The sequence below is a fragment of the Micromonospora sp. KLBMP9576 genome (assembly GCF_050941805.1).
Taxonomy (GTDB): Bacteria; Actinomycetota; Actinomycetes; order Mycobacteriales; family Micromonosporaceae; genus Micromonospora.
Genome location: NZ_CP194567.1, coordinates 6,106,423 through 6,132,500 on the forward strand (window position 1 = coordinate 6,106,423; position 26,078 = coordinate 6,132,500).

At 73.5% G+C, this 26,078-nt stretch carries 16 protein-coding genes and 2 rRNA genes (1 of these 18 running past the window's edge); 5 read left to right on the forward strand and 13 right to left on the reverse strand.

Annotation, left to right across the window (positions count from 1 at the left end):
- Positions 1-25 precede the first annotated feature (25 nt).
- Positions 26-1,120: a DMT family transporter gene (locus ACQ452_RS27255; protein WP_433388524.1), complete on the reverse strand. Its 1,095-nt coding sequence runs from the start codon at positions 1,118-1,120 to the stop codon at positions 26-28.
- A 161-nt stretch (positions 1,121-1,281) separates the two neighbouring features.
- Between ACQ452_RS27255 and ACQ452_RS27260 the strand changes: the two genes are divergently transcribed.
- Positions 1,282-2,952: a DUF885 domain-containing protein gene (locus tag ACQ452_RS27260; RefSeq protein ID WP_433388526.1), complete on the forward strand. Its 1,671-nt coding sequence runs from the start codon at positions 1,282-1,284 to the stop codon at positions 2,950-2,952.
- A gap of 136 nt (positions 2,953-3,088) precedes the next feature.
- Here ACQ452_RS27260 and ACQ452_RS27265 read toward each other — a convergent pair whose 3' ends face one another.
- The 5 genes from ACQ452_RS27265 to ACQ452_RS27285 all read right to left on the reverse strand — a co-directional run bounded on the left by ACQ452_RS27265 (position 3,089) and on the right by ACQ452_RS27285 (position 12,642).
- Complete coding sequence (locus ACQ452_RS27265; RefSeq protein ID WP_433388528.1) at positions 3,089-4,393, reverse strand: hypothetical protein; 1,305 nt, start codon at positions 4,391-4,393, stop codon at positions 3,089-3,091.
- Between the two features lie 356 nt (positions 4,394-4,749).
- Positions 4,750-5,856, reverse strand: a complete 1,107-nt coding sequence (locus ACQ452_RS27270; RefSeq protein WP_433388529.1) for a DUF3068 domain-containing protein — start codon at positions 5,854-5,856, stop codon at positions 4,750-4,752.
- Positions 5,857-5,921: 65 nt separating this feature from the next.
- Positions 5,922-6,749 (reverse strand): class I SAM-dependent methyltransferase, encoded by an 828-nt coding sequence (locus ACQ452_RS27275; RefSeq protein WP_433388531.1) that lies wholly within the window; start codon positions 6,747-6,749, stop codon positions 5,922-5,924.
- The gene (locus tag ACQ452_RS27280) at positions 6,746-10,978 is read right to left on the reverse strand and encodes an alpha-(1->3)-arabinofuranosyltransferase domain-containing protein (protein ID WP_433388533.1); all 4,233 of its coding nucleotides are present in this window, start codon (positions 10,976-10,978) and stop codon (positions 6,746-6,748) included. Before ACQ452_RS27280 ends, ACQ452_RS27275 begins: the two co-directional genes overlap by 4 nt.
- Entirely contained in the window at positions 10,975-12,642 is a 1,668-nt protein-coding gene (locus ACQ452_RS27285; RefSeq protein ID WP_433388534.1) for a substrate-binding and VWA domain-containing protein, read from the reverse strand. Before ACQ452_RS27285 ends, ACQ452_RS27280 begins: the two co-directional genes overlap by 4 nt.
- A 250-nt stretch (positions 12,643-12,892) precedes the next feature.
- Between ACQ452_RS27285 and ACQ452_RS27290 the strand changes: the two genes are divergently transcribed.
- Positions 12,893-14,050 carry a glycosyltransferase family 4 protein gene (locus ACQ452_RS27290; RefSeq protein WP_433388536.1) on the forward strand — a complete coding sequence of 386 codons (1,158 nt, stop codon included), beginning with the start codon at positions 12,893-12,895 and terminating at the stop codon, positions 14,048-14,050.
- Positions 14,051-14,101: 51 nt separating this feature from the next.
- Here ACQ452_RS27290 and ACQ452_RS27295 read toward each other — a convergent pair whose 3' ends face one another.
- Together ACQ452_RS27295 and ACQ452_RS27300 are read right to left on the reverse strand one after the other, a co-directional pair.
- On the reverse strand, positions 14,102-14,269 hold the full coding sequence (locus ACQ452_RS27295; RefSeq protein WP_433388538.1) for a hypothetical protein: 168 nt from the start codon (positions 14,267-14,269) through the stop codon (positions 14,102-14,104).
- Positions 14,266-16,005: a hypothetical protein gene (locus ACQ452_RS27300; protein ID WP_433388540.1), complete on the reverse strand. Its 1,740-nt coding sequence runs from the start codon at positions 16,003-16,005 to the stop codon at positions 14,266-14,268. The genes ACQ452_RS27295 and ACQ452_RS27300 overlap by 4 nt, the downstream gene beginning before the upstream one ends.
- A 107-nt stretch (positions 16,006-16,112) precedes the next feature.
- On the opposite strand from ACQ452_RS27300, the gene ACQ452_RS27305 reads away from it, so the two are divergent.
- Complete coding sequence (locus ACQ452_RS27305; RefSeq protein WP_433388541.1) at positions 16,113-18,008, forward strand: hypothetical protein; 1,896 nt, start codon at positions 16,113-16,115, stop codon at positions 18,006-18,008.
- 15 nt (positions 18,009-18,023) lie between these two features.
- Here ACQ452_RS27305 and ACQ452_RS27310 read toward each other — a convergent pair whose 3' ends face one another.
- Positions 18,024-18,779, reverse strand: a complete 756-nt coding sequence (locus ACQ452_RS27310) for an FkbM family methyltransferase (protein ID WP_433388542.1) — start codon at positions 18,777-18,779, stop codon at positions 18,024-18,026.
- 183 nt (positions 18,780-18,962) lie between these two features.
- On the opposite strand from ACQ452_RS27310, the gene ACQ452_RS27315 reads away from it, so the two are divergent.
- On the forward strand, positions 18,963-20,192 hold the full coding sequence (locus ACQ452_RS27315) for a polysaccharide biosynthesis protein (protein WP_433388544.1): 1,230 nt from the start codon (positions 18,963-18,965) through the stop codon (positions 20,190-20,192).
- A 9-nt stretch (positions 20,193-20,201) separates the two neighbouring features.
- Here the strand turns inward: ACQ452_RS27315 and nudC are convergent, their stop codons facing one another.
- Positions 20,202-21,122 (reverse strand): NAD(+) diphosphatase, encoded by a 921-nt coding sequence (nudC, locus tag ACQ452_RS27320; protein ID WP_433388545.1) that lies wholly within the window; start codon positions 21,120-21,122, stop codon positions 20,202-20,204.
- A gap of 156 nt (positions 21,123-21,278) precedes the next feature.
- Here nudC and ACQ452_RS27325 point away from each other — a divergent pair, with 156 nt between their 5' ends.
- Positions 21,279-23,111: a VanW family protein gene (locus ACQ452_RS27325; RefSeq protein ID WP_433394445.1), complete on the forward strand. Its 1,833-nt coding sequence runs from the start codon at positions 21,279-21,281 to the stop codon at positions 23,109-23,111.
- A gap of 123 nt (positions 23,112-23,234) precedes the next feature.
- On the opposite strand, the gene ACQ452_RS27330 is transcribed toward ACQ452_RS27325, so the two are convergent.
- The 3 genes from ACQ452_RS27330 to ACQ452_RS27340 form a co-directional block, all read right to left on the reverse strand.
- Complete coding sequence (locus tag ACQ452_RS27330) at positions 23,235-23,972, reverse strand: hypothetical protein (protein ID WP_433388547.1); 738 nt, start codon at positions 23,970-23,972, stop codon at positions 23,235-23,237.
- Between the two features lie 180 nt (positions 23,973-24,152).
- Positions 24,153-24,269 (reverse strand): 5S ribosomal RNA (gene rrf, locus ACQ452_RS27335).
- An 85-nt stretch (positions 24,270-24,354) separates the two neighbouring features.
- Positions 24,355-26,078 (reverse strand): 23S ribosomal RNA (locus tag ACQ452_RS27340) (it continues 1,383 nt past the right edge of the window).

Sequence of the window (26,078 nt, forward strand, 5' to 3'; positions counted from 1 at the left end):
CGGCCCCGCCGGCCCCGCGAACCGCTCAGCGCAGGGCGGACGGCGCGGACGGTCCGGCGACAGCGGACGGTCCGGCGACAGCGGACGGTCCGGCGACAGCGGACGGTCCGGCGACAGCGGACGGTCCGGCGACAGTGGACGGTCCGGCGACAGTGGACGGGACGTCCGCGGCGGGCGGCGGGACAGCGACGGCGGTCGGCGGGCGGCGGCGGCCGATCAGGCCCTGCGAGACGGCGACGCCGAGCAGCACGATCAGCGCACCCACCGGCTGGTGCCAGGTGAGCCGCTCATCGAGGACCAGGACGCCGATCAGCACCGCGAACACCGGGATCAGGTAGGTCACGGTGGAGGCGGCGCTCGCCCCGGCGACCCGGATGTTGCGCATGTTGATGACGAAGGCGAGCCCGGTGCCGAGCGCGCCGAGCGTGAGCACGCTGGCGAGCACCTCGGCCGACAGGCCGGTCGGTGCCGGCGGCGCCCCGGCCACCAGCGGCGCGACCACCGCGAGCTGGGCGGTAGCGGTCAACAACTGCCCGGCCGAGAGCGAGAGCCCGGAGTGCGCGGTGCCCGCGAGGAACCTCTTCTGGTAAGGAATGGCGACGCCGTAGCAGGCCGCCGCACCCAGGCACATGAGCTGCCCGGTGAAGTGCGTCCCGCCCACCCCCTGCCAGACCCCGAGCACCACCAGCACCCCGGCGAAGCCCAACGCCATCCCCGCCGCCCGGCGCGCGGTCAGCCGCTCCGTGCGGAACACCAGCACCGCCAGCGGCAGTACGACGAGCGGGGTGGTGGCGTTCCAGATGCCCGCGAGCATCGAATCGACGCGCTGCTCGCCGTAGCCGAAGAGGGTGAACGGCACCGCGACGCCGAACGCGCCGACCACCGTCAGGTGCGCCCAGACCCGGGGCTCGGTGGGCAGCCGCACGCGGAGCACGGCGAGCACCAGCAGCAGGGTCACCGCGCCGGCACCGACCCGGTAGAGGGTGAGGTGCAGCGGGTGCAGCTCGCCGATGCCGATCTTGATGAACAGGAAGCTGGAGCCCCAGATAGCGGCCAGCGCCAGGAACCCGGGCAGCCAGCTTCGCAGCGCCGCCCGGTCAGGAGTCAATTCGGGGTCCACCCATGACACTCTGCGGCAGCCGTACGACAATGTCCCCCGATTTTCCGGCGACGTGTCGGGCGCCACGATGGCCGGGCCGACCGGCGCCTCCCACGGGGGCGGGCCACCGTCGGCGAACACGGGGTCGGCAGGCTGGTTGCCCGGTCACGTAGGGTCGCAACGTGGGACGAATCGATGACCTCGCGAACCGGTACGTCGCCGAGTGGGCGCCCCTGAGCCCGATCGGCGCCACCTACGTCGGCATCACCGGCTACGACGACCAGCTCGACGACCTGTCACCCGACGGCTACGTCGCCCGGGCGGAGTTGATCCGGCGGACGCTGACCGACCTGGAGGTGACCGAGCCGGAGTCCGAGGCCGAGCGGACGGCCAAGGAGGCCATGCAGGAGCGGCTCGGCCTGGACCTCGCCCGCTACGACGCCGGCGAGGCGAGCAGCGAGGTCAACGTGATCTCCAGCGGCCTGCACGAGGTCCGCATGGTCTTCGACCTCATGCCGACCGACAGCGACGACGCGAAGGCGGACGTGGCCGCCCGGCTCAACCGCTTCGCGGGCACCCTGGAGGGCTACAAGACGACGCTGCGCGAGGCGGCCGCCGCCGGCCACGTCAGCGCCCGGGTGCAGCTCACCGAGGTCGCCAAGCAGTGCGACGTCTGGGTCGACCCGGACGGCGACAACTTCTTCCACGGGCTGGTCGAGCGGCTGGACGCCCACGGCACCCTCGGCGCCGAGCTGCGGCGGGGCGCGGCGGCGGCGACTGCGGCGACTGCGGAGTTCGGTCAGTTCCTCCGCGCCGAGTTGGCCCCGCTCGGGCGGGAGAAGCAGGCCGCGGGTCGCGAACGCTACGAGTTGGCGTCGCAGTACTTCCTCGGCGCCCGCGTCGATCTCGACGAGACGTACGCCTGGGGGTTCGAGGAGCTGGCCCGGCTGGAGGCCGAGATGCGGGCGGTGGCCGGCCGGATCGCGGGCCCCGGCGCGAGCATCGACGAGGCGGTCGAGGCGCTGGACGCCGACCCGGCCCGCACCATCCGGGGCAAGGAGGCGTTCCGGGACTGGATGCAGGCGCTCGCCGACAGGGCCATCGGTGACCTGCACGGCACCCACTTCGACATCCCCGAGCAGGTACGCCGCATCGAGTGCTGCCTCGCCCCCACCAGCGACGGCGCGATCTACTACACCGGCCCCAGCGAGGACTTCTCCCGCCCGGGGCGGATGTGGTGGGCGGTCCCGCAGGGCATCACGGACTTCTCCACCTGGCGCGAGGTGACCACCGTCTTCCACGAGGGCGTCCCGGGTCACCACCTCCAGGTGGCGCAGACCGCCATGCGGGCCGATCTGCTCAACCGCTGGCAGCGCCTGCTCTGCTGGGTCTCCGGGCACGGCGAGGGCTGGGCGCTGTACGCCGAGCGCCTGATGGACGAGCTGGGTTACCTGGACGACCCGGGCGACAAGCTCGGCATGCTGGACGGTCAGGCCATGCGCGCGGCCCGGGTGATCGTCGACATCGGCATGCACCTGGAACTGGAGATCCCGAAGGGCAACCCGTTCGGCTTCCACCCCGGCGAGCGGTGGACGCCGGAGCTGGGCTGGGAGTTCATGCGGGCGCACTGCCGGGTGCCGGACGAGAACCTGCGTTTCGAACTCAACCGCTACCTCGGCTGGCCGGGGCAGGCCCCCTCGTACAAGGTGGGCGAGCGCATCTGGTTGCAGGCCCGCGACGAGGCGAAGGCCCGCAAGGGTGCCGACTTCGACCTCAAGGAGTTCCACCGCCAGGCGCTCGACCTCGGTTCGCTGGGGCTCGACCCGCTGCGTAAGGCGCTCGCCCGCCTCTGACGGTGCGGAGGCCGGGCCGGGCGGACAGCCCGGTCCGGCCCAGCCTCTGCGGGGACCGGTGTCGCCGCGGGGTGGCGAAGGTTCGGCGCGGGTGGCTCAGGTATGCGGCCCCGCACTCGCGTCGCGCGGGGGCGGTTCAGGGGAGGGTCAGCTTCAGCCCCGACGAGGCGGTCAGCGCGTCGCTGCTGACGAAGGCCAGGTCCATGACCACGTCGGTGAAGGCGATCGGCACCGGCGACGTGATCGGGAGCCCGTCGGGGAACGGCAGCTCCGGGGTCAGCGTGATCTTGACACCGATGAGCCGCCCGACGAACCGGGTGGCATAGAAGGCGACGTCCCCGCTCACCGTCAACTGCTCGGTGGCCAACCGCGACGTCCGCCCGTTGGACGCCGGCGAGCGGAGCAGGAAGTCGTCGTTCACCGCCTGGTCCATCGTGAACTTCAACGCCCTGAGGCTGCCCCCGGCCGTGGGCAGATCGACGATGCCCTCGAACCGCAGCCGCGTCATGGTCACCTTCGAAGCGGTGAGCTCGGACGGGACCGGCGCCACCCACGGCTGCCCGGGATCGGCCGGGATCCGCGGCAGCGGCCTGCCCGGCACCACGTCCCCGGGGCGGTCGGGTTCCGGGCTGGCGGGGGCACACGCCCCGGGCGTGGGCGACGGGCCACCGGACGGGCCGGTGGCCGTGGGGCGGACGCTCGGCTCCACCGTGGGGCCGGCGGTGGTCGGCGGGGCCGAGGCGGTCGGCGCGGCCGAGGCGCGGGCGGTCGGCGTGGCCGAGGCGCGGGCGGTCGGCGTGGCCGAAGGGTCGACGGTCGGCACGGCCGGCGCGGCCGGGGCGGCCGAGGGGCCGGCGCCCGGCGCGACCGGCACCGCCGCCGCGCGCTCCTCGCCGTCGCTGCGACCACCGCCGAACAGGTCCCCGACGTGGTACGCGACGTCAGTGACGACGATGCGCCCGACAGCCGCCGACGGGGGCCGGACCGGACCGGCCTGGACCGGCACCGCCCTGGCCGGAGCCGACGGCGACGGCGTCGCCGCCGTCGGGCCGGCCGGGGCCGGGGGCGCGCTGACCGGCGTCGGGCTCGGCGCGTCGGTCGGTCCCGGCCGCGAGGGCGGCGGCCCGCTCGGGGTGGAGGTCGCGGCCGGGGCGGGGCTCGCGGTGGGGGTCGCGGTCGGGGCAGGCGTCGCGGTGGGGGTGGGGATCGCGGTCGGGGTGGGGATCGCGGTCGGGCAGGCCGGCGCCGACGCCTGTGGGGCGGCGTGCACCGGCGCCAGGCCGGGCGCGACGAGGGCCATCGCGGCGGCAAGACCGAGCAGCACCGCGAGCGCCGCGTACGTTCGGGGATCGCGCGGCCCGGCAGCCGCCGGCGGCTGCTCCCGGAGCAGGCCGCGCCGCGCCTCCCGGGTCCGGCCCTGGTGGTCGAACCGATCGTGCACGGTTCCTCCTCAGGGGGTGTCGCGCGGGCGGCCGGTCGCCGACGGGCGGCACCTCGACCCTCGCCCCATTACCGGCGGGTAGCGAACTGCCGATGATGCTGCCCCCGTGGCGCGCGGGTCACAAGACCCGGACTACCCGCCGGTAACAGCCGGTTCACCCGGCAGGGCCGCAGCGTCACGGAAAGTGGCCCGCGCCGGGGGACGAAGCCCGCAAATCGAGCGATCCGGCGGACATCGATCACCTTCGGTATCAGCACATCCATGTATCACGATTTGATAACGGCGGCGTCGGATGCGGAGACGCCGAAGGGGCGGGCCCATCCGGCCCGCCCCTTCGCGTCCCACTCACCGCACGGTCAGCGCTGGTCCACCTCGCCGGGCGCAGGTCGCTGACCCGGCACCGACGGACCGTCGGCACGCCGGTCCGCCGATGCCGGGACCGCGTCGCGGTCCGCGACGGTCGGCTGCTCGGCGGTGGCGTCGACCCGGTGCCGGGCGTCCGTAGCCACCCGACCCTCGCCGCGCCGCACCACCAGCAGACCGGCCGCCAGCAGCACCAGGCCGAGCAGGGCGAGGCCGACCGGCGCGTACACGCTGAGCATGGTCAGGCTCCGCCGGCTCTCCTCCGCCCGCTTCACCGAGGCGGCGACAGTGTCCTCGGTGTACGAGAAGTCGGCATCCAGCAGCGTCGCCGGCGCGCCGACGTCCGGCATCAGGGTCTTGCGCTGGACCTCACGCACCTTGAGGAACGACCCGGTCACCGGGTCGATCCAGACGGTCCGCGTGTTGCTGTAGACGACCCGGCCGGACGTCGCGCCCGGCGCCAGCGGGGCGAGCAGCAGCGAGACCCGCTCCGCCGGCAGGTTGAGCTGCTCGTCGGTGATCACCTGCTCGTAGCGGTAGGACTCGATGCCCTTGACGTCCTCGGTGCCCTTGAACTGCGCCGGTCGCACGGCACGCAGGTCACGGTCGTAGATCTCGTGGGTCTTCTTCTCCGCGCCGAACGGGAACTTGTACATCTGGCCGGAGAACTGCACCTTCTCCCGCGTACCGGTGTCGTCGAGGTACTGGCCGTTCCAGCCGAGCGCGGCACCGGAAACCCGGTCGAGCGCCAGCGCCGCGCCGTAGGCGTTGATCAGCTCCTTGGTGTCCGTGCGCTCCACGGTCTGCCCGACCTGCCAGACGACGGCCTTGCCGTCGAGGTCACCGGAGAGCTCATCGGTCGTCTTCGCATTGGGCGACACCCGGACGGTGGACCTCAGGTCGGCACGGTTGATCGCGATGGTGCCGTTGGTGATCTGGAGGAAGGTCGCGCCCCGCGCCTCGGCGACCGAGGTCGACGCCTCCAGATCGTAGGGCAGCTTGGCCATCGCAGGCTTGACCACGAACACAAGCCCGGCGGCAAGCGCCAGGAGCAGTGCGCCGCCGCCGAACAGCACGGCACCTATGGCGCGGTGCTTCATGTTTCCTCCCTGGAGGAGCTCAGTTTCGCCGCTGTCGATGAGTTGGCCGCGAGGTTACTACCTAGTCACATAGCCACGCGACCCCCGGTCAGCTCTGTTTTTTCCACCGTGCCGCCCGCATCCGCCCCGGCGCGGCGCAGAACGAGCAGGAAGTTCCATGCCACGACCTCCCGGACACCGGGCAGCCGGATGACCCAGCGGGCCCACCACGGGTGGTAGCGCGGCAGGTAGTCCAGCAACTCCACCGCGTCGTTGTCCCGGGCCCACCGCAGCGTCTGGGCGATCGAGGTCGCGAAGAGCGTCTCCCCGAACCGGTTCTTCGGGGGCCGACCGTGGCGGCGCTGGTAGCGCCGCCGGGCCCGATCGCCGCCGAGGTAGTGCCACGGGCCGGTCTCGTGCCCGCCCCACGGCGAGAGCCACGGGGTGAACGACACGAAGAGCACCCCGCCCGGCCGGGTCACCCGGACCATCTCGTCGAGCATCCGGGTCGGCTCCGAGACGTGTTCGAGCACGTTGGACGAGAACGTGACGTCGACACCGCCGGAACGGACCGGCAGGGCGGTGCCGCTGCCCCGCAACATGCCGGCGATCTGCTCCCCGGCCGCCGAGAAGTCACCCACGTCGGGGTCGAGTCCCACGTAACGGGCCCCGGCGGCGCGGAAGGCCGCCGCGAAGTAGCCGGGACCGCCGCCGACGTCGAGCACCGTCCGTCCCGCGAGCGCCGCGTAACCGGACACCTGGCGTACGGAATCGTCGGCGAGCAGGCCGTAGAAGCGGTCCGGGTCGCTCTGTTCGACCAGGAAGGCCCGGAACAGGGCCACCGACCGGCCCAGCGTGGCGAACCGGCGCGGGGCCGCCCGCCCACCGGCCCCGTCGTGCGCCGCACCCCTCATGCCGCCGTCCCTTCCTCGTCGAGATCCTTGGTCGGCCGCCCGCCCCCGCCGCCCGGCGGATCCGGCGGGACACCGGGCACGGGAAGCACCCCGGCGACCACCGCGGCGACGGCGACGAGCATCGCGCCCTGCACCCACGGGCCGTACGCCCACTCCTGCCCGTGGCCCCGCAACCGCCCCGCCACGGACGTCACGGTGGCGACGGTCAGCGCGCCTAACACCACCACCGGAAGCGCCCGGCGGACGAACTGCCGCAGCAGCATCGCGGCCAGCACGACGGCCACCGGCAGCACGCCGCCCAGCGCGGCGAGCAGCACCACCAGCAGGACGCCGGCAACCCAGGCGGGGCCCTCGGCCGGGAGCACGTCCGGCGGGGCCGGGGCGACGGCGGCCGGCACCCGGCGGCGTACCGGCAGGACCGCCAGCAGCAGCACCCCGAGCACCGTCACCGCCCCCGCGGCCAGCCCGCCCCGGTACGTCCCGTCCGGGGTGAACACCAGGCGGACCTCCCCGCCCCCACCGGCTGGCAGCACCCACGCCTGCTGCCAGCCGTCGACCCGGGTGCTCCGCAGGGGCCGACCCGCCACGGTGGCCGTCCAGCCGGCGTTCGCGTTCTCCGGCACCACGAGCAACGCCTCCTCGCCGGCGGCGACCCGCACCCGCCGGTCCGTCGGTTCCCAGGCGAGCACGGTCACGTCGCGATGCCGGGGCGCGGCGGGCGCCGCCTCCGGACGCAACGCCGCGTCCTGCACGACGAAGCCGGCCGACGGCGTGGTCGCCAGGCGATGCCGGCCGGCCGGCAGGTCCACCACCGCGCCGGTGCCACCGCAGACGGTGACCGGCAGCGGCCGGCCGGCGAGCACGTCGGCGAGGGTGCCGGCGACGGACGTGTCATGGCGAAGCCCGTCCAGCTCGACGGTGGGCCCCGAGCCGCACGGCTCGACGACGCGCGTCGTGCCGGTGAGCGGGCGGAGCAGGCCGTCCAGGCCGGGGATGCGCACCTCGGCGATGCCGGGGGTCGCCGTCCACCCGTTGCCGCGCCGGTCGGCCACCCGCTCCGCGGAGCCGCGCACCACGATCTCGATCCGGTCCGTCCGCACCGTTGGGAACCGGACCACGCCGTCGGCGCCGACCGGCAGCACCCGTTCGGCACCGGGGGTGCGCACCTCGACCGACTCCGGCAGGGAGCCGACGGGCAGCTCCGCCGGAAGCAGCCGCAGTTCGGAGATGCGTCGCGGCCCCGACCAGCTCAGCCGCAGGGTGGGCAGCAGGTCGCCGGTGTCGGCCAGCCAGGCCGTCCCCGGATCGCCGTCGACCGCCGCGTACGCGGCCACGGCCGGGTCGCCGGCCAGGTGGGAGGAGGCGTCGGCCCGCACCGGCACCCCGGGCAGCGTCCACCGGCCGCCCGCCCGGGGCACGGCGGTCAGGGCCAACCGGAACGTCCCCGGTGTCGCGCTGTCGAAGAGCCGGTCCACGCCGAGCGGTTCCTCGCCGACGCGGGCCAGGAACCGGTCACACCGGATCACCGTCCCGGCCGGCCGCGGGCCGGAGCCCGTGGCCGGTGCCGCGTCCGAGCCGGAGTCGGCGGCGACCGGGAAGCAGGCGGGCCGGTCGGCCGGCCCCCGGCTGAACGACCAGGCGACCGGGCCGGCGAAGCCCGCCGGCACGTCGGCGGGGGTGCGCAGCGCCCGGCGCGCGGTGGTGCCGGGGATGGTCAGCTCGCGGACGCCGACCCCGCCGTCGAGCCGCCCACCGGCCACCGCCAGGACCGTGACCCGCACCCGGCTGGTGGAGCCCGGCAGCACGTAGTAGGCGTGCGCGCCCAACGTGCGGGCGACCTCGTGGTCCACCGACCCCCGGTCCGTGGTGAGCCGGAACCGGGTCACCGGCCACCCCACGCCGAGGTCGTCGACGAAGGCCAGCGTGACGCGGTCGACCGCGCGCGGGGTGTCCAGGTCCACCTCGACCCACTGGCCGACCGGCCCGGCCAGCGGCGCGGACCGCCAGGCGGTGCGGTCGTCGCCGTCGACCGCCGCGAAGGGCAGGTACGACATGTCCGCCGCCGACAGGTTGGCCACGAAACTGGCCGCCGTGGAGGCCGTCACCCGGCGTACGCCCTGGTAGGTGGCGACCGTCTGGTGTTCGTCGCCGGGGAACGGCAGCAGGTCCAGGGCGACCCGGCCCTGGCGGCCCGCCTCGTCCGCCGTCAACGTCTGGCTGAGGTTGTCCCGGACCCGGCCGATGTCGCGCTCCCGGCGGCGCAGCCCGTCGGTGACGATCCACGGCCCGTCGCCGCCGTCGCGGAAACCGGCCCGGTCGCCGGCCAGCACCACCGGCCGGTCCCGTTCCACCAGCCCCTGCTCCAGCAGCGGCAGCAGCGACTCCGGTCCGCCGCTGACCGTCGGCACGTCGGCGGCGAGCACCGCCGAGGCGGCCGGCACCGGGCGTTGCACCTCGTACACCTCGATGGCCGGCAGCGGGCCGGTGGCCTCGTCGACGGGGCTGCCCGGCGTGCGGCCGAAGGAGCTGGTGCTGCCGAAGGTCGCCACCCGCGTGATGCCCGGCGAGGCGGCGAGCGCCCGGCGCAGCACCGCCACCGGCGGCGCCTCCACCTGCGTACGGTCGAGGTCGTTGCGCAGCAGCACGTGCCGGAACCCCGACCGGGCCAGGAAGTCGGCCAGGCCGGTCGAGCCCCGACCGTGGGACAGGACGGACTCGACGGTGTCCATCATCCGGGTGTTGCCGGCCGAGCCCAGCGGGATCTGGTAGCGCACCGCCCAGGGCGCGCCGGCCAGGGCCTGCAGGGGCTCGTCGACGGACCGTCCCCACTCGTACTGGCCGAAGCCGGAGCCCGGCACCATCAGGGTGCGGGCCACGGCGTCCCGTTCGGCCAGCCACGTCGCCGCCGCCCGCCAGTGCGGCGGCAGGTCCGACCAGCCCGGCCCCGGCCGCAACTGGCCCAGCCAGGCCGGCGCGGCGGCCCCCAGCACCAGCAGCAGCACCGGCACGAACAGCAGCGGACGCAACCTGAGGGCGGGGCGGCGGCGGACGGTGGCCCGGTGCAGCCGGGTGACCCACGCGTCGACGCCGTGCGCGAAGCCGAGCATCAGCGGCAGCCGCAGCACCGGGTCCAGCTTGTGCACGTTGCGAAACGGCGCGAGCGGGCCGTCCAGCAGGTCCCGCACCTGCGCCGAGAGCGGGCTGTCCAGGCTGCCGACGTAGCCCATGGTGAGCAGGGTCAGCCCGGTGAGGAAGCCCAGCACCAGGAACCGCCGCTGCGGCATCAGGTTGCCGGCCAGCCCGGCCAGCCCGGCCAGCGCCATCACCGCGGTGAGCGTCATCAGCACCGGCTCGTCGATCAGCAGCCAGCCGGCCGGCCACCACGGGTCGCCCTGCACCATGTACGCGACCCACTGGTTGGTGCCGCGCACCGCCTGGAAGAGCGACGCCACCGCCGTCGTGGTGGTGGACGACTCGATGTGGTCGAGGAACGGCAGGCTGTACTCGCCGAGCAGCAGCAGCGGCACGATCCACCAGAGGCAGACCCCGACGACGCAGAGGCACCACCAGCCCACCAGCCGCAGGTGCTCGCGGTCCCAGCGGCGGGTCAGCAGCCAGACGCCGGGCAGCAGCAGGACGAGCAGCACCACCGCCGCGTTGATCCCGCCCATGCCGAGCACGGCCAGCGCGGAGAGCGCGGCCGCCCTGCGCGGGGACCCGATCCGGCGCACGAGGACCAGCGGCAGCAACACCCAGGGCAGCATCGCGGCGGAGAGCGTCTCGGAGGAGAGCGCACCGATCTCGGTGAGGATCCGGGGGGCCAGCGCGTAGCCGAGCGCCGCCGCGTACCGGGTCGGTTCGGTGCCGACGCCCAGCGCCCGGGCCAACCGCAGCAGGCCGTAGAACGCGGCGGCGAGCAGCAACGCCGTCCACAGCCGCTGGGTGATCCACGGCGGTACGCCCAGCAGCTGCCCGCCGGCGAAGAACGGCCCCATCGGGAACAGGTAGCCGTACGCCTGGTTCTGCAGTTCCCCCGAGGTGGCCTCCGGGTTCCACAGGTGCAGCGAGCGGGCCATGAAGTGCACCGGGTTGGCGGCGAGGTCGAGCTTGGTGTCGAAGGTGACCTGGCCGGGCCGCTGCACGAAGGCGAGCACGGTGAGCAGCAGCAGCGACAGGGCCGTGCCCGGGGCCGCGCGCACCGACCGGACGAGGCCGCGCACCGGGCTCACCGCTGGCACTCCGGGGGCAGGCAGCTCAGGTCGGCGAGCGCGGAGAAGAAGATCTGCCGGATCCCGCTTGGCTGTTCGGTGCGGAACACCTGACCGCCGGTGACCTCGGCGATCGTCCTCAACTCGTCCGGGTCGACGTCGCGGCCCAGTCCGATGAAGACGATCGGCAGCGGCCGGCGCGGGTCCTGCAGGGCCGCCAACTCGGCCAGCAGCCTGGAGCGGCCGACGGTCGCCTCGTCCTCGTCACGCCCGTCGGTCATGATCAGCACCAGGTTGATCCGGCCGGGCGTCCAGTTCCGCCGGGCGTCCCGGTACGCGGCCAGCGTCGTGTCGTACAGGCCGGTGCCGCCCCGGGGCTTCACCCGCACGGCGGCCAGCCGCTCGGCCAGCCGCTGCCGCCGCGCGCCCAGCGGCCCGACCGGCAGGATCTCCCGGTGGTCGAGGTCGCCGTCGACCTTTGTGGAGAAGACCCACACCCCGAGTTCGCTGTTGTCGAGCAGCAGACCGGAGCCCTCCTGGGCGGCCTTGAGCGTGGCGCTGAGCCGGGTCTCGGCCGAGCCGGGCACCTGGGCCGCCATCGAGCCGGAGATGTCGAGCACGGTGAGGATGCGGGCGCTGCGCTGCACGCCACTCCAGCCCGTCAGCACCTCGGTGACGGTCTCCTCGGCGGGCAGCGGCGCCGGTTCGCGTACCTCCGGCGACAGCCGGCCGTCGCGGGGCACCGCCGGCGGGAAGCCGGCGGCGGTGCGGAAGCCGTACCCGCTGAGCGCCTCCCGGGCCGCCACGGTGAGCAGGTTCGCGAGGAAGCCACCGGCGGCGTCGCGGACGGGGCCACGGGCGGCGGGCAGCACCACGTACGGCAGGTCCAGCGCGGGGACCGCGACCTCCGGGTACGCGGCGACGAGCTTGCCGCCGCCCGCCAGCGCGTTGTGCCCGAGCACGGCCTGCTCGCCGATCGCCACCGCGTCGACCCCGCCCGGCAGCCCCGCTCCGGCTGGCAGGCTTCCGCCGGGGCCGGGGGTGAACGTCCGGTCGGCGAGGCGGCGCAGCACCGCCGCGACCGACCCGGCGGGGTCGCGCTCGCCGGTGGCCAGTGCGCGCACCCCTAGCACCGCCCCGACACCGGCCGGGTCGACGGCCGGGTCGGGCAGTCCCACCTGGACGCCGCGGGCCTTCGGGCCGATCAGGGACCGCCAGGTCAGCGGCTTCGCCGGCCACCCCTGCCGGCGGGCCAGCGGCTCGGTCACCGCCAGCACGACGGGGGTGCTCGCCACCGACGTGCCCTCGGCCGGCACCTCGAACGCGCCGGCGGCACGGGCCCGGCGCAACCAGAACGTGGACTCCGGCACCCAGGCGTCGGCGACGTCCACACCATTGGCCACCTCAGTGGCGACGGCTGCGGAATCCCGGGCGCGGACCTCGATCGAGACGCAGGGCTGGGCGCCGACGCTGGCCCGCACGATCCGGTCCAGGGCCGGCGCGACCATCGGGGCCGCGGCCACCCGCAGCCGGGCCCGGTCCCGGCACTCCGGGACGGCCCGGTCCGACCGCACGTACGCCACAGTGGCCCAGCCGGCCAGCAGCAGGGCGAGCGCCGCGCTGAGCAGCACCACCGGCGACCGCCGGAACAGACGCCGCAGCGCTGCGGAACCGTCGCGCAGCACGGCCGCTCACCTCCTCGTCGTCACCGGGAACGCCGGTCGTCCGGCCGCGGGCAGCGCCGCCCCGCGCCGGGTGACGCCGGACACCGTACGCGGTCGCGCTGCACACCCTGCCAAGGTTTCCCGCCGCCGGCAAACCCCCCGTACGGGCAGGCGTCCCCGGCCTGCCACCGGCGGAGCACCCATTGCGAATGTGACCCACGTCGCCCTAAGGTGGCGCGATCGTGCTCAGTTACTCCTCGGTAGGAGCAGCGTGGACATCTCCGGCACCCCCTCGCGCCACGTCCTGTTCCTCAACTGGCGCGACACCGCCAATCCGGAGGGTGGCGGCTCGGAGGTCTACGTCGAGAGCATCGCCGCCGAACTCGTCGCCGCCGGCCACCGGGTCACGCTGCTCTGCGCGGCACACGACAACGGCGGCCCGGCCGCGACGACCCCCGAGGGCGTACGCGTGCTGCGGCGCGGTTCCCGGATGACGGTCTACGCGCGGGCGGCGCTGACCTGCCTCGCCGGGCGGCTCGGTCTCGGCCCGCTGAGCCGGCGCGGCCTGGGCCGGCCGGACGTGGTCGTGGACGTCTGCAACGGGGTGCCGTTCTTCGCCCCCCTCTACGCCGGCCGCCCGGTGCTCGCCCTGGTGCACCACGTGCACCGGGAGCAGTGGCCGGTGGTCTTCGGCCCGTGGATGGCCCGGCTGGGCTGGTGGATCGAGTCGTGGTTGGCGGTCCGGCTCTACCGCCGCTGCCGCTACGTGACAGTCTCCGAGGCGAGCCGGGCGGAGCTGGCCGCCCTGGGGGTCGACGCGGACCGCATCGACGTGGTGCCGAACGGGACGCCGCCGGTGACCGGCCCGTCACTGCCGCGCACGGCACACCCGTCGCTGCTGGTGCTCGGCCGGTTGGTGCCGCACAAGCGGGTGGAGATCGCCCTGCGCACGGTTGCCGGGCTGGTCGCCGAGCTGCCCGAGCTGGAGCTGGTGGTGGCCGGCCACGGCTGGTGGGAGCAGCCGCTACGGGAGCTGTCCGAATCGTTGGGCATCGCGGGCCACGTCCGGTTCACCGGCTTCATCAGCGAGGCGGAGAAACACGCGGCGCTCTGCTCGGCGTGGGTCGCGCTCACCCCCTCGCTCAAGGAGGGGTGGGGGCTGACCATCGTGGAGGCCGCCGCCCGCAGCACCCCGACGGTGGCCTTCCGCTACGCCGGGGGCGTGGCGGAGGCGATGGTCGACGCCGAGACCGGCCTGCTCGTCGACGACGAGGCGCAGTTCGCCGACGTCGTACGCGAACTGCTGGCCGACGACGTGCGGCGCAAGGCGATGGGCGAGGCCGCGTTGACGCACGCGGCCCGCTTCACCTGGGCGGCGACCGGTGCCCGCTTCGCCCGCCTGGTGACGCAGGTGGCCGCCCGCGGCTGAGCCGGGAACGACGAAAGGCACCCGCGTCGCGGGTGCCTTTCGGGTGGTGGTTCAGCGCGTGCCGTACAGCGGAGCCTCGGTCCCCTGCTCACTCACCGTGGTGCTGTTGGCGGCCTCCTGGGCGGACGGGCTCAGCACATTCGCCAGTCCGACGCTCCCGAGCAGGCCGAGCACGACCCCGAGCACCCCGACGGCGACGAACGCGGGTAGGTTTCTCATCCACCTTCTCCTTCCGCGGGACTCGCGTGCCGGGACGCTACCACGCGGTAGCCTGCCCGCGCAGCGCCCGAAAGAACGATCATCATCACCACCGCCGCGGCCGACAGGTGGGCCAACCCCACCGGCCCGGACCGCGCCGACGTCGGCGGCGGCGACCAGTGCGGGTTCTCGTAGAGGGTCAGCTCCGGTCCCGCGTGGACGGTCCGCAACCCGGCCAGCGTCGCCGGGTGCGGCGCCGGGCCGGCCGCCCGCTGCACCAGCACCCACCGCGCACCCGTGGTCGACAGGGGCGCGCCGGCGGCGAGCACCTCCCGCACCCGGGCGGCGCGCGGATCCTCGCCGGTCACCGCCAGCCCGCCGACCCGCAGCGTGTCGTCGATCAGCACCGGCACGGCGAGATACCGGGGTGCCGGGTCGATCACCACCTGGCCGTGGTTCCAGGGGTGGCTCTGGTATTCCTGGAACGGCAGCGAGACCACCTCCCCGGGCCGACCGGCGGTCAGCCCGGCCACCGTCGCCCAGTCCGCCGGCCAGTGCACCGGCCGCAGCCGGCCGGCGCCGCCGAAGGCCAGGTCGGGCAGGAGCGCCACCGGCAGCAGCGCCGCCCCGACCAGCACCACCCCCGCCGTCGTCGCGTCGAAACGGTCCGCCAGCCGCCCCGCGAGCCGCTCCGCGCCGAGCGCGCCGGCGACCGCCAGCGCCAGCGCGTACGGCACCAGCAGCTTCTGCCCGTCGCGGACCAGGCCGGCGCCGGGCACGGCGGCGACCAGCCAGCCGAGCAGTTCCGCGCCGCCGGGCAGCACCCCGAGCGCCGCCGCCAGCCACGAACCGGCCGCGAGCGCACCGAACCGGCCGGCGACCGACGGCCAGCGCCGCCGCAGCAGCGGCACGCCGTACCCCGCCACGGCCAGCAGCAGCACGGTGGCCACCGGCACCAGCACCACCGCCCGGGACGCGGGGGTGGTCTGCGCGTTCCAGATCCCGCCGGTGCCCGCCAGCGCCACCAGCGGACCGGCCCAGTTCTCCGCGCGCGCCGCGAACGCCGCCACCCCGGCCGGATCGGACCGGCCGGCGTCGCCACTGACGACGCCCGCCACCAGCCACGGCGCGTTGAGCAGCACCGTCAGCCCCACACCCAGCCACGTCGACCGGGCCGCCGCCGGATACCGCCCCGGCAGCAGCACCGCGACCACGACCAGGGCCAGCATCCCCCCGGTCGGCGTGATCGCCGACGCCGCCGCCGCGAGCAGCAGCCGGCGCAGCCCGCCGGACCGCCCCGCCCGCACGTCGAGCGCCGCCCGCACCAGCCAGGGCAACGCGGCGTACGCCATCAGCAGCCCCCACTGCCCGACGAGCAACCGTTCGGCCAGGTACGGCGTCCACGCGTACCCGACAGCGGCAACGGCCCGCACCGCGACCCGGTCGGTGGGCACCAACCGGGCGGCGCCCAGCGCGGCCAGGTACAGGATCGCGACCAGCACCAGCCGTTGCAGCAGCCAGCCGGGCACCACCTGACCGGCCAGCGCCACCACGGCGTCCTGCGGGACGGCCCGGGGCAGCGCCGAGGCCGGGACGATCGACTCCCAGCTCAGCACCGCCCGGGGCACGAAGAGCATGTCGTAGCGGAGCACGTAGCCGGGCAGGGCCAGCGGGGCGAGCACCAGCGCCGTCACGGCGGCGGCCACGCCGTGCGGCACCAGCCGTTCCCGCATGCCCGCCCCCACCACTGCCCACACCGACGAACCGCCGCGCTGGTGGCGGCCACTGTACGCGGACGGCACGCCACCCGGACCACCCGTCGACCTATTGGAGCACCACCCGGCGGTGTGGCAGTCTTCCCGCCATGGCATCGACCGGGTCCGAGGTGACCGCCCAGCGTGACGAGAGCGGGCTGATCGGCGGCTGGGTACGCGCCGACCCGGTGCGGGCGATCGGCATCGTGCTGATCGTGGCCAGCGTGGCCTGGCGGGCGCAGCTCGCGTCCCGGGGTCACCTCGCGGTCGACGACTGGGTGCTGATCAGCCGGGCGGCGGAGTCCGACCTCACGCCCGGCTTCCTGCTCACCCTCTACAACAACCACTTCATGCCGGCGGCCCTGCTGATCACCTGGCTGGTGACCCGGGTGGTCGGCCTCGCCTACTGGCCGTACGTCCTGCTGATGACCGCCGGCCAGGCGGTGCTGGCCGTGACCTTCTTCCGGCTGCTGCGCACCCTGGTCCGGCCCGGCTGGGCGCTGCTGGTGCCGCTCGCGGTCCTCCTGTTCAGCCCGCTCACCCTGGAGGCGACGTCCTGGTGGGCGGTGGGCGTCAACATGCTGCCGATGCAGATCGCCATGGTGCTGGCCGTCGGCGCCCAACTCCGGTACGTCCGCACCGGCCGCCGCCGGCACCTGGTCAGCCTGGGCGCGGCGGTGGTGTTCGGGCTGCTCTTCTTCGAGAAGGCCCTGCTGGTGGTGCCGTTGGTCTTCCTGCTCACCGCGTGCCTGCTCGTCGGCGGTCCACCGGTGCGGGCGGTGTGGGAGACGGTGCGTCGCTACTGGCCGTCGTGGGCGGTGCTCACCGCCGTGTCGCTGGGTTTCGCCGGGCTCTACCTGACCCGCTCGGAGTCGTCCCTGCGCCAGCCGGGTTCCCTGGGCGAGGTGCTGTCGTTCCTGTGGCAGTTGATCGGATCGACGGTCGTGCCGGGCCTGCTCGGCGGGCCGTTGCGGTGGATGCCGGCGGACGACGGCGCCCCGGTCACCGCCCCGCCGGAGCTGGCTCGCTGGCTCTCCTGGGCCGTCTTCCTGGCCCTGGTCGTGGCGACCGTCCGGATGCGTCGCGTCGCCGCGCGGGCGTGGGTGCTGCTCGGGGCGTACCTGGTCCTGGTCATGGCGCTGCTGGGCGCGACCCGGCTGGGTTCGATCTACAGCGCCGTGGCCGGCACCGTGCCCCGGTACGTCAGCGACGTGGTCGTGGTGGCCGCGCTCTGCATCGGCGTCGCCCTGCTCGGCCTGGCCGCCCCCGCCGCCGGCCGGCCGCCGGAGGGCGCGGGCGGGACGCCCGACGACCCGGACGCGGGCGATCCGCCGCCGCCGGCGGTGCTGGCCCGGCACCGCGAGACGGTCAGCACGGTGCTGGTCGTCGTGCTGTTCGCCGGGGGTCTCGGCGCCGCCTGGAGCACGGCCCGCTACGGCGACGAGTGGGCGGTGAAGCGGGGCCGGGCCTTCCTGGAGACGGCGCGGGCCGAGCTGGCCGCCGCCCCGCCCGGGACGGTCTTCCTCGACCAGCCGGTGCCGGGCGACGTGGTGCCGGCGCTCTCCGCCCCGTACAACCGGCAGTCGAAGTTCTTCCAGGCGATGGCGGACGGCCCGGTCTTCGTCCCGGGGGCGGAGGCGCCCTCGATCTTCGACGCCAGCGGCCACGTCGCGCCGGTCCGCGTCGTGGGCCCGGCCGTGCGACCCGGTCCCGAGGAGGGCTGCGGCTACAAGATCGTCGGCGGTCGGACCGTACGGATGCCGCTCAGCGCGCCCCGCGACGACTGGTTCTGGGTGGTGCGGGTCGGCTACCTCAGCTCCGCGGACACCACCGCCGTCTTCCGGCTCGGCGACACGTCCCGGGAGTTCCCCGTCAAGCAGGGCCTGCACCAGTACTTCTTCGAGTTCACCGGCGGCGGCGACACCGTCGAGCTGACCCTACCGAGCCACGGCGTGACGGTCTGCACCAACGAGGTCGTCGTCGGCACCCCGATGCCGCAGCAGTGAGCCGGGGCGGTGCCGTCACTCGGGGCGGAACAGCACCGAGTTGACGTAGCGGGGGCGCGGCCAGAGCACCCGGCGGGCGAAGCTCTGGCCGACCCGGGCGATGGCCGCCCGCTGGTGACCGCCGAGGTCGAAGTCGGCCAGCGGCACCCAGTCCCGCCCCGGCAGCACGTGGCCCCGGTAGCCCCAGCCCCCGAGCAGTTCCAGCAGCGGGCCCACCGGCTGGATGCGCTCCTCGACCTCGATGAGCAGCACCGGCCGGTCCCGGCGGACCGTCTCCGCCGCGCCCCGCAACGCCGGCAGCTCGTGCCCCTCGATGTCCAGCTTCACGAAGCGCACGTCGGTCAGGCCGAGCGAGTCGAGGGTGATCCGCCGCACCTCCAGCGGGTCGCCCTGCCGCGGATCCTCCAGCGACGAGGTGCCGACGATCGCCCCGCCCGGGGGGAGATAGAGCGACGCGGTGCCGTCGTGGTCGGACACGGCCGCCTCCACCACCTCGACGGTCGGGAACGCCGCCCGCAGCTGCCGGGCCAGCGGCGGGGTGGGCTCCACCGCGACCACCCGGTCGGCACGCCGCAGCAGCCGCGCCGTCCACGGGCCGTACCAGGCGCCGACGTCCACGGCCGTGCCGCCGCGCGGCACGAACCCGGCCAGCCGGGCCAGCTCCGGCTCGACCCGGGGGTAGACCCGCCGGATCGCGGCCGCGACGAACCGTTCGGGAAGGACCGCTGCCAGACCGGAGGTGGCTGCGGAGGCCACGCGCGTCGACGCCATGGCCCAGCACAGTAGACGTTTTCCGGCCCGGTGGGCAGGGGCACGGCAGCGGGGCTGACGAGCCGACCGGCCGACCGGTACCGTCACCCCGGTCGGGCCGGGTCCCGGCCGCGCCGCCGGCCACGGCCCGCGGCGGGGCACGCGTGCGACGGGAGCGCGGAAAGCAGCGGGACGTGGGGTGACATGACCCGGACCACGGGCAGGGACGCCGGGGCCATCCGGCTCGGTGCGGCGGGTGCCGCCGTCACCGTCGCCACCATGCTGACCAACGCGCTGGCGTACCTGGTTCCGGTGCTCGGCGCCCGCCGGCTGGCCCCCGCCGAGCTGGGCGCGCTGGCGACGGTGCTGGCCCTCGCCGCCATCGCGGCGGTGCCCGGCTTCGGCCTGCAGATCGCGGTGGCCGCGCACCGCGCCCGGTGGGGCGGCGGCGGCACCACCCGGCTGGCGGTGCGCACCGCCGCGCTCACCGCCGGCGTGACGGCGCTGGCCGCACCGCTGCTCGGCGCGGCGCTGCGGCTTCCGGTGGCGCTGACCCTGCTGCTAGCGGCCACCACGTTCGCCACCGTGCTGGCCGGCCGGTGGCTCGGTGAACTCCAGGGCGACCAGCGGTTCCTGCGCCTGTCCACGGCGATGACGGTGCTCGCCGCCGGCCGCTACGGCGGGCTCGTCCTCGGGTTGGCCCTCGGCCGGGGGCCGGTGGGCTGCCTGCTGCTCGCCACGCTCACCGGGCTGGCCGTCCTGCCCCTGCTGGCCCGCCTCGCCCGCCCGGCCGCGCCCGCCACCGCACCCGCCCCGGGCGGTGCGGTGGAGCGCCGCCTCACCGCCCGGCACGTCATGACGGCGTGCGGCGCGTCGCTGGCGATGCTCACCATCTCGTACGCGGACCTGCTCCTCGCCCGGCAACTACTCTCCGGGGACGCCTCCGGCGGGTACGCGGTCGGGTCGGTGCTCACCAAGGGCGCCCTCTGGGCACCTCAGGTGGTCACCGTGCTGGTGCTGCCCCGTCTCGCCCGCGGCGACCGGCGGGCCCGGATCGCCGCGCTGGCGCTGATCCTGGCCAGCGGGGCGGTCCTCGTCGGCGCCTCCGGGTTCGCCGGCGAGCTGGCGTTCCGCCTCGCCGGCGGCGCGGGCTACCTGCACCTGGCCGGCGTCGCGCCGCTCTTCGCCGCCGTCGGCGCCCTCTACGCGGTGGTGTTCATGCTGGTCAACGACCGGGTGGCGACGGGTGCCCGGTGGCCTGCCGCGCCGCTGTGGGTGGCCACCGCCGGCCTCGCCGGGGCCGCCCTGCTCGTCGCCCCGCGCACGGTCGAGGGCGTGCTGCTCTGCGCGCTCGGCACCGCCGTCGTGACGGCCTCGGTGATGGCCTGGCTGACCTTCCGCGCCCCGGCGCCCGGCGACACCGGCACGCCGTAGCGGCGCGGGTCAGTCGCCGGCGGCGAGCCAGGAACGCAGGAGGTGATGGTCGATCGAGTCGGCGCGGCCCAGCGGCCGGCCCGCCGCTGCCCGCTGGCGCAGCTCGTCCCGGGTGAACCAGCGCGCCTCCAACAGTTCCTCGCCGTCCACCCGCACCTGCTCGGACGTGGCGGTGGCCCGGAAGCCGACCATCAGACCGGCCGGGAACGGCCACGCCTGCGACCCCACGTACGCCACGTCGGTCAGGGTCACCCCCGCCTCCTCGGCCATCTCCCGCCGGACGGCGTCCTCCAGGCTCTCGCCGACCTCGACGAAGCCGGCGAGCGTGGAGTATGCCCCCTCGGGCGCGCCCGCGTGCCGGGCCAGCAGGCAACGGTCCGGGGCCCCGGGCGCCTCGATCAGCACGATGACCGCCGGTTCGATCCGGGGGAAGAGGAGCCGGCCGCAGTCCGCCCGCGCACACGACCGGACGTGTCCGCCGCCCCGGGCCACGGTCGGTGCCCCGCAGGTGCCGCAGAAGCGCTGCTGGCGGTGCCAGTGCAGCAGCCCCCGGGCGTACGCCTGGACGGCGGCTTCGGCCGGGTCGAGCCGGCCGACCAACGCCCGGACGTCCACGGCGGCACCCGCCCGCGCCACCTCGACGGCGGCGGCCTCGGGCAGCCCGGAGAGGTCCACGGCGAATACGGCGGAGCCCTCGCCCATGCCCAGGAAGACGGTCTCGTCGGCGACGGCGATCGCCTCGGCCTTCCGGTCCCCGGTCAGGCGCACCGGCACGTCGCCGGCCACCAGGCAGCGGTCCCGCCAGAGCGGCAGCAGGGTGCTCGCCGGGTCCGCGAGCAGCGCGGCGATCCGTTCCGGATCGTCACGCAGGCCGCCCGTCCGGTCCAGCCAACCGCCCCCGTACGCCAGAACCGCCTCGTCCGCCCGCATGTCCCCACCGTGTCACACCCGACCGTCACGTCACGACCGGCTGATGTCCCCGGACACGCGGTGCGGCGGCAGGTGCACGTCCCGCCGGAGCGCCGGTTACCGTAGTTGTCTTCCCGGGCGGAGGCGCACTCCCCCGTTGTGGCACGTCCGATCGAGGTGACCGTGACGCTGTACGGCGACAAGACTCCACCCGCCGACGACCGGCCCACCGTGCGGGTCAAGGCTGTGACCTGGCCCGGCGACGAGCCGGAGCCGGCCGTGCCGGCGAGCGGCCCGGCCGGTTCGGGTGGCTCGGGCGGGTCACGGTCGCGCCGGGTCCGGCTGCTGCTGGCCGCCGGGGTCACCACGGTGGTGCTGGCCTCCGTGGTGGGGGTGGGCGCCTACACGTACGCCGGTGACGTGCCGCGCGGCACGACGGTGCTCGGCACGGAGCTCGGCGGCCGGAGCCGCGCGGACGCCACCCGGGAGCTGCGGGCGGAGCTGGAACGCCGCGCCGCGGCCCTGACCGCCCCGCTGTCGGTACGCGTGGGCGAGCGGAGCGCCACGATCGACCCCGCCGCCGTCGGTCTGGCCGTCGACATCGACGCCACCGTGGCCGCGGCGGCCGAGGCCGAGGCACACGCGGTCGACCGGCTCGTCGGGTCCCGGGTGGTGCAACCCGTGGTGACCGTGGACGCCGCCCGGCTCGACGCCGCCCTCGAGAAGATCGTCGGCGACCAGGGCCGCAGGATGACCATGCCGGCGATCACCTGGAAGGGCACCACGCCGAAGGCGGTGCACCCCAAGCCGAGCCTCGCGCTGGATCCGGAGCGCTCCGCGCAGGCCGTACGCGAGGGCTGGCTGGGCGACCAGCCGGTGACCGTACCGCTGGTCGAGCGGCACCCGGCGACCACCGCCGAGGAGGTGGATCGGCTCGTCGCCGAGTTGGCGAAGCCGGCCGTCGCCGCGCCGGTCACGCTGACCACCGGCAAGGGCTCGGTGCGGATCCCGCCGAAGGCGATCGCGAGCAGTCTCCGGTTCACCGCCGACAAGGCCGGCAAGCTGACGCCGCAGGTCGACGTGAAGCGGCTGCGCACCGCGCTCGGCGACGACCTGACCAAGATCGAGGAGCCGCCCAGGGACGCCCGGATGACCATCTCCGGCGGCAAGCCGAAGGTCGTCGACGGCAGGCCCGGGCAGCAGCTCGACGGCGCGGCCCTCGGCCGTGACCTGCTCTCCGTCCTGCCGAAAGCCGACGACCGGAGGGTCACCGGCGAGCTGAAGCCGGCGCAGCCGGAGCTGACCGCCGAGAAGCTGGCCGGTCTGGGCATCAAGGAGCGGGTCTCCACCTTCACCACGCGGTTCACCGGTGGGCTCTCCTCGCCGCGCAGCCAGAACATCGTCACCATCGCCAAGGACGTGGACGGCACGGTCGTGCTGCCCGGCGAGACGTTCTCGCTCAACGGGCACACCGGCGAGCGCGGCTACGCCCAGGGCTACCGGGACGCGCCGGTCATTCTCGACGGCAAGCTGGTCCCGGGGGTGGGCGGCGGCACCTCGCAGTTCACCACCACGCTCTTCAACGCCTCGTACTACGCCGGGCTGGAGGACGTCGAGCACAAGCCGCACTCGTACTGGTTCAGCCGGTACCCGGCGGTCATCGAGTCGACCATCTTCTGGCCGGACCTGGACTTCAAGTTCCGCAACAACACCCAGCACGGCGTCCTGATCGACACGTCCTACACCTCCAGTTCCATCACCGTCTCGATCTGGAGCACCAAGATCTGGGACAGCGTGAAGACCGAGTACGGCCCCCGGCGCGGCATCACCCAGCCGAAGACGGTCTACCTGGAACCGGGCCCGACCTGCATCCCCGCCAGCGGCAGCCAGGGCTTCACCCAGGACGCCTTCCGGGTCATCAAGAAGGACGGCAAGGTCGTCAAGCGGGAGAAGTTCACCTGGCGCTACTCCGCCGAGCCGCGCTTCATCTGCGGTCCCGAGCCCTCCTGACGGCCGCCTGACCCCACGCTCGGGGAAGCCCCGCCGGCCAGGTCGCCGGCGGGGCTTCCCCCTGTCGTACGCGCATCGCGTGGCGGCCTCCGTGGGGTGCCACGGCCGGTACCTACGCCTGCCCTACCGGTGCCGGAACCACAGGTTGGGTTCGGTGTAGGTGCCCTGGTCGAGTTCGCGGTCGACCCGCAGCGGGGCGAGCCCGTCGGGGATGACGTAGTCGCCGCTGTCGGGGAGGACCATGCCGGTCCACTGCTCCCACTCGGCGACGGTGCCGGTCATCGTCTGCGACCGGGGTGCCGTGGCGATCAGCCGGGCGCCGAGGCGCCAGTGTGTACGCACCCAGGGATCGAGCGGGGCGCCGTCCTCGCGGGTCCAGGTGGCGAACCGCTCGATCGGGGTCAGGGGGTAGCGGGCCTTGAGCGTGGGCCGCACCGGGGCGACGACCCGCGGCCAACCCCGCTGCTCGGCCAGCGACCGCAGGGCCGTGAGCAGGTCACCGGCCAGCCCTCGGCCGCGTAGGTCGGGGCGGACCTGGGCGGCCGTCACCACCAGTGTGTCGGGGCTCTCGCCGCTGTCGTGGCCGCTGAGAGCCTGCCGCAGCGAGCCGGTGTATCCCTCGGGCAGCCGCGCAGGGTCGCCGTCCCAGCGGATCGGCACACCCCATCCCGCGGCCACCAACTGGTCGTCGCCGTCGAGCAGCACCAGTTCCAGGTCGGCGAACACCTCTCGTACGCGGCCAAGATGACGACCCGCCTCCCGGTCGGCGCCGATGAAGGCCGGCCAGCCACCGGAGAACAGCCGCTGCATCTGGTCGTCAGGCCGCGGCCGGGCCTTCAGGGGTTCCACGACGGTCCGCACAGCGCCCTCTCCGCGACGGTCCCGCGCGTCCTTGCCGCTGGTCGACAGGTCGGCGTGTTCCGTTTGTGGTGTTCGGTTTCTCCGTAGGGTCGGCTGCCTTCTTCCGGCCCTGTGAGCCGTGAAAAGGGTCCGTAACGCAGTTCAGGGCCACCCCGAAGGGTGACCCTGAACCGAAAAGTTGTCCGGCGGTGTCCTACTCTCCCACACCCTCCCGAGTGCAGTACCATCGGCGCTGGAGGGCTTAGCTTCCGGGTTCGGAATGTTACCGGGCGTTTCCCCTCCGCCATGACCGCCGTAACTCTATAGACATATCAAACAACACCACACACAGGGGTGTGTTGTTCGTTTGTCTAGAGTTGCACAGTGGACGCGTAGCAGCTTAGTAGTCAAGTCCTCGGCCTATTAGTACCGGTCAACTGAACCCGTTACCGGGCTTACATTTCCGGCCTATCAACCCAGTCGTCTAGCTGGGGGCCTTACCCCACAAAGTGGGTGGGATACCTCATCTTGAAGCAAGCTTCCCGCTTAGATGCTTTCAGCGGTTATCCCTTCCGAACGTAGCTAACCAGCCGTGCCCCTGGCGGGACAACTGGCACACCAGAGGTTCGTCCGTCCCGGTCCTCTCGTACTAGGGACAGCCCTTCTCAAGTATCCTACGCGCACGGCGGATAGGGACCGAACTGTCTCACGACGTTCTAAACCCAGCTCGCGTACCGCTTTAATGGGCGAACAGCCCAACCCTTGGGACCTGCTACAGCCCCAGGATGCGACGAGCCGACATCGAGGTGCCAAACCATCCCGTCGATATGGACTCTTGGGGAAGATCAGCCTGTTATCCCCGGGGTACCTTTTATCCGTTGAGCGACACCGCTTCCACTCGCAAGTGCCGGATCACTAGTCCCGACTTTCGTCCCTGCTCGACCTGTCAGTCTCACAGTCAAGCTCCCTTGTGTACTTGCACTCAACACCTGATTGCCAACCAGGCTGAGGGAACCTTTGGGCGCCTCCGTTACCTTTTAGGAGGCAACCGCCCCAGTTAAACTACCCACCAGACACTGTCCCTGAACCGGATAACGGTCCGAAGTTAGATACCCAAATCAACCAGAGTGGTATTTCAAGATTGCCTCCACCCATACTGGCGTATGGACTTCACCGGCTCCCACCTATCCTACACAAACTAATTCGGATACCAATGTCAAGCTATAGTAAAGGTCCCGGGGTCTTTCCGTCCTGCCGCGCGTAACGAGCATCTTTACTCGTAATGCAATTTCGCCGGGCCTGTGGTTGAGACAGTGGGGAAGTCGTTACGCCATTCGTGCAGGTCGGAACTTACCCGACAAGGAATTTCGCTACCTTAGGATGGTTATAGTTACCACCGCCGTTTACTGGCGCTTAAGTTCTCCGCTTCGCCCCGAAGAGCTAACAGGTCCCCTTAACGTTCCAGCACCGGGCAGGCGTCAGTCCATATACATCGAATTACTTCTTCGCATGGACCTGTGTTTTTAGTAAACAGTCGCTTCCCCCTGCTCTCTGCGGCCATACAACGCTCCACCCGCATGGGGCTTCACGTCTCCGCCCCCCTTCTCCCTAAGTTACGGGGGCAATTTGCCGAGTTCCTTAACCACAGTTCGCCCGATCGCCTCGGTATTCTCTACCTGACCACCTGTGTCGGTTTGGGGTACGGGCCGCTAAGAACTCGCTAGAGGCTTTTCTCGGCAGCATAGGATCACTGACTTCACCTGAATCGGCTCGGCATCACGTCTCAGCCTCATGCACCACGGATTTGCCTATGGTACGGCCTACACGCTTACCCCGGCACAACCACCGGCCGGGCTCAGCTACCTTCCTGCGTCACCCCATCGCTTGACTACTACCCGCCAGGTTCCCACGCTCCCCAACCTCAACCCGAAGGCCGAAACTGGTTTGGGTGGTTAGCACAACGAGATTCATCAGGGACGCTCTTTCGCGGGTACGGGAATATCAACCCGTTGTCCATCGACTACGCCTCTCGGCCTCGCCTTAGGTCCCGACTCACCCAGGGCGGATTAGCCTGGCCCTGGAACCCTTGGTCATCCGGCGGAAGGGTTTCTCACCCTTCTTTCGCTA

What these genes read in the sequence shown, in the direction of transcription:
- ACQ452_RS27310 (WP_433388542.1), bottom strand. Translation starts at nt 18,779, where the DNA reads ATGGCGTCGACGCGCGTGGCCTCCGCAGCCACCTCCGGTCTGGCAGCG.
- ACQ452_RS27270 (WP_433388529.1), bottom strand. Translation starts at nt 5,856, where the DNA reads ATGAAGCACCGCGCCATAGGTGCCGTGCTGTTCGGCGGCGGCGCACTG.
- ACQ452_RS27295 (WP_433388538.1), bottom strand. Translation starts at nt 14,269, where the DNA reads ATGAGAAACCTACCCGCGTTCGTCGCCGTCGGGGTGCTCGGGGTCGTG.
- ACQ452_RS27275 (WP_433388531.1), bottom strand. Translation starts at nt 6,749, where the DNA reads ATGAGGGGTGCGGCGCACGACGGGGCCGGTGGGCGGGCGGCCCCGCGC.
- ACQ452_RS27315 (WP_433388544.1), top strand. Translation starts at nt 18,963, where the DNA reads ATGACCCGGACCACGGGCAGGGACGCCGGGGCCATCCGGCTCGGTGCG.
- nudC (WP_433388545.1), bottom strand. Translation starts at nt 21,122, where the DNA reads ATGCGGGCGGACGAGGCGGTTCTGGCGTACGGGGGCGGTTGGCTGGAC.
- ACQ452_RS27305 (WP_433388541.1), top strand. Translation starts at nt 16,113, where the DNA reads ATGGCATCGACCGGGTCCGAGGTGACCGCCCAGCGTGACGAGAGCGGG.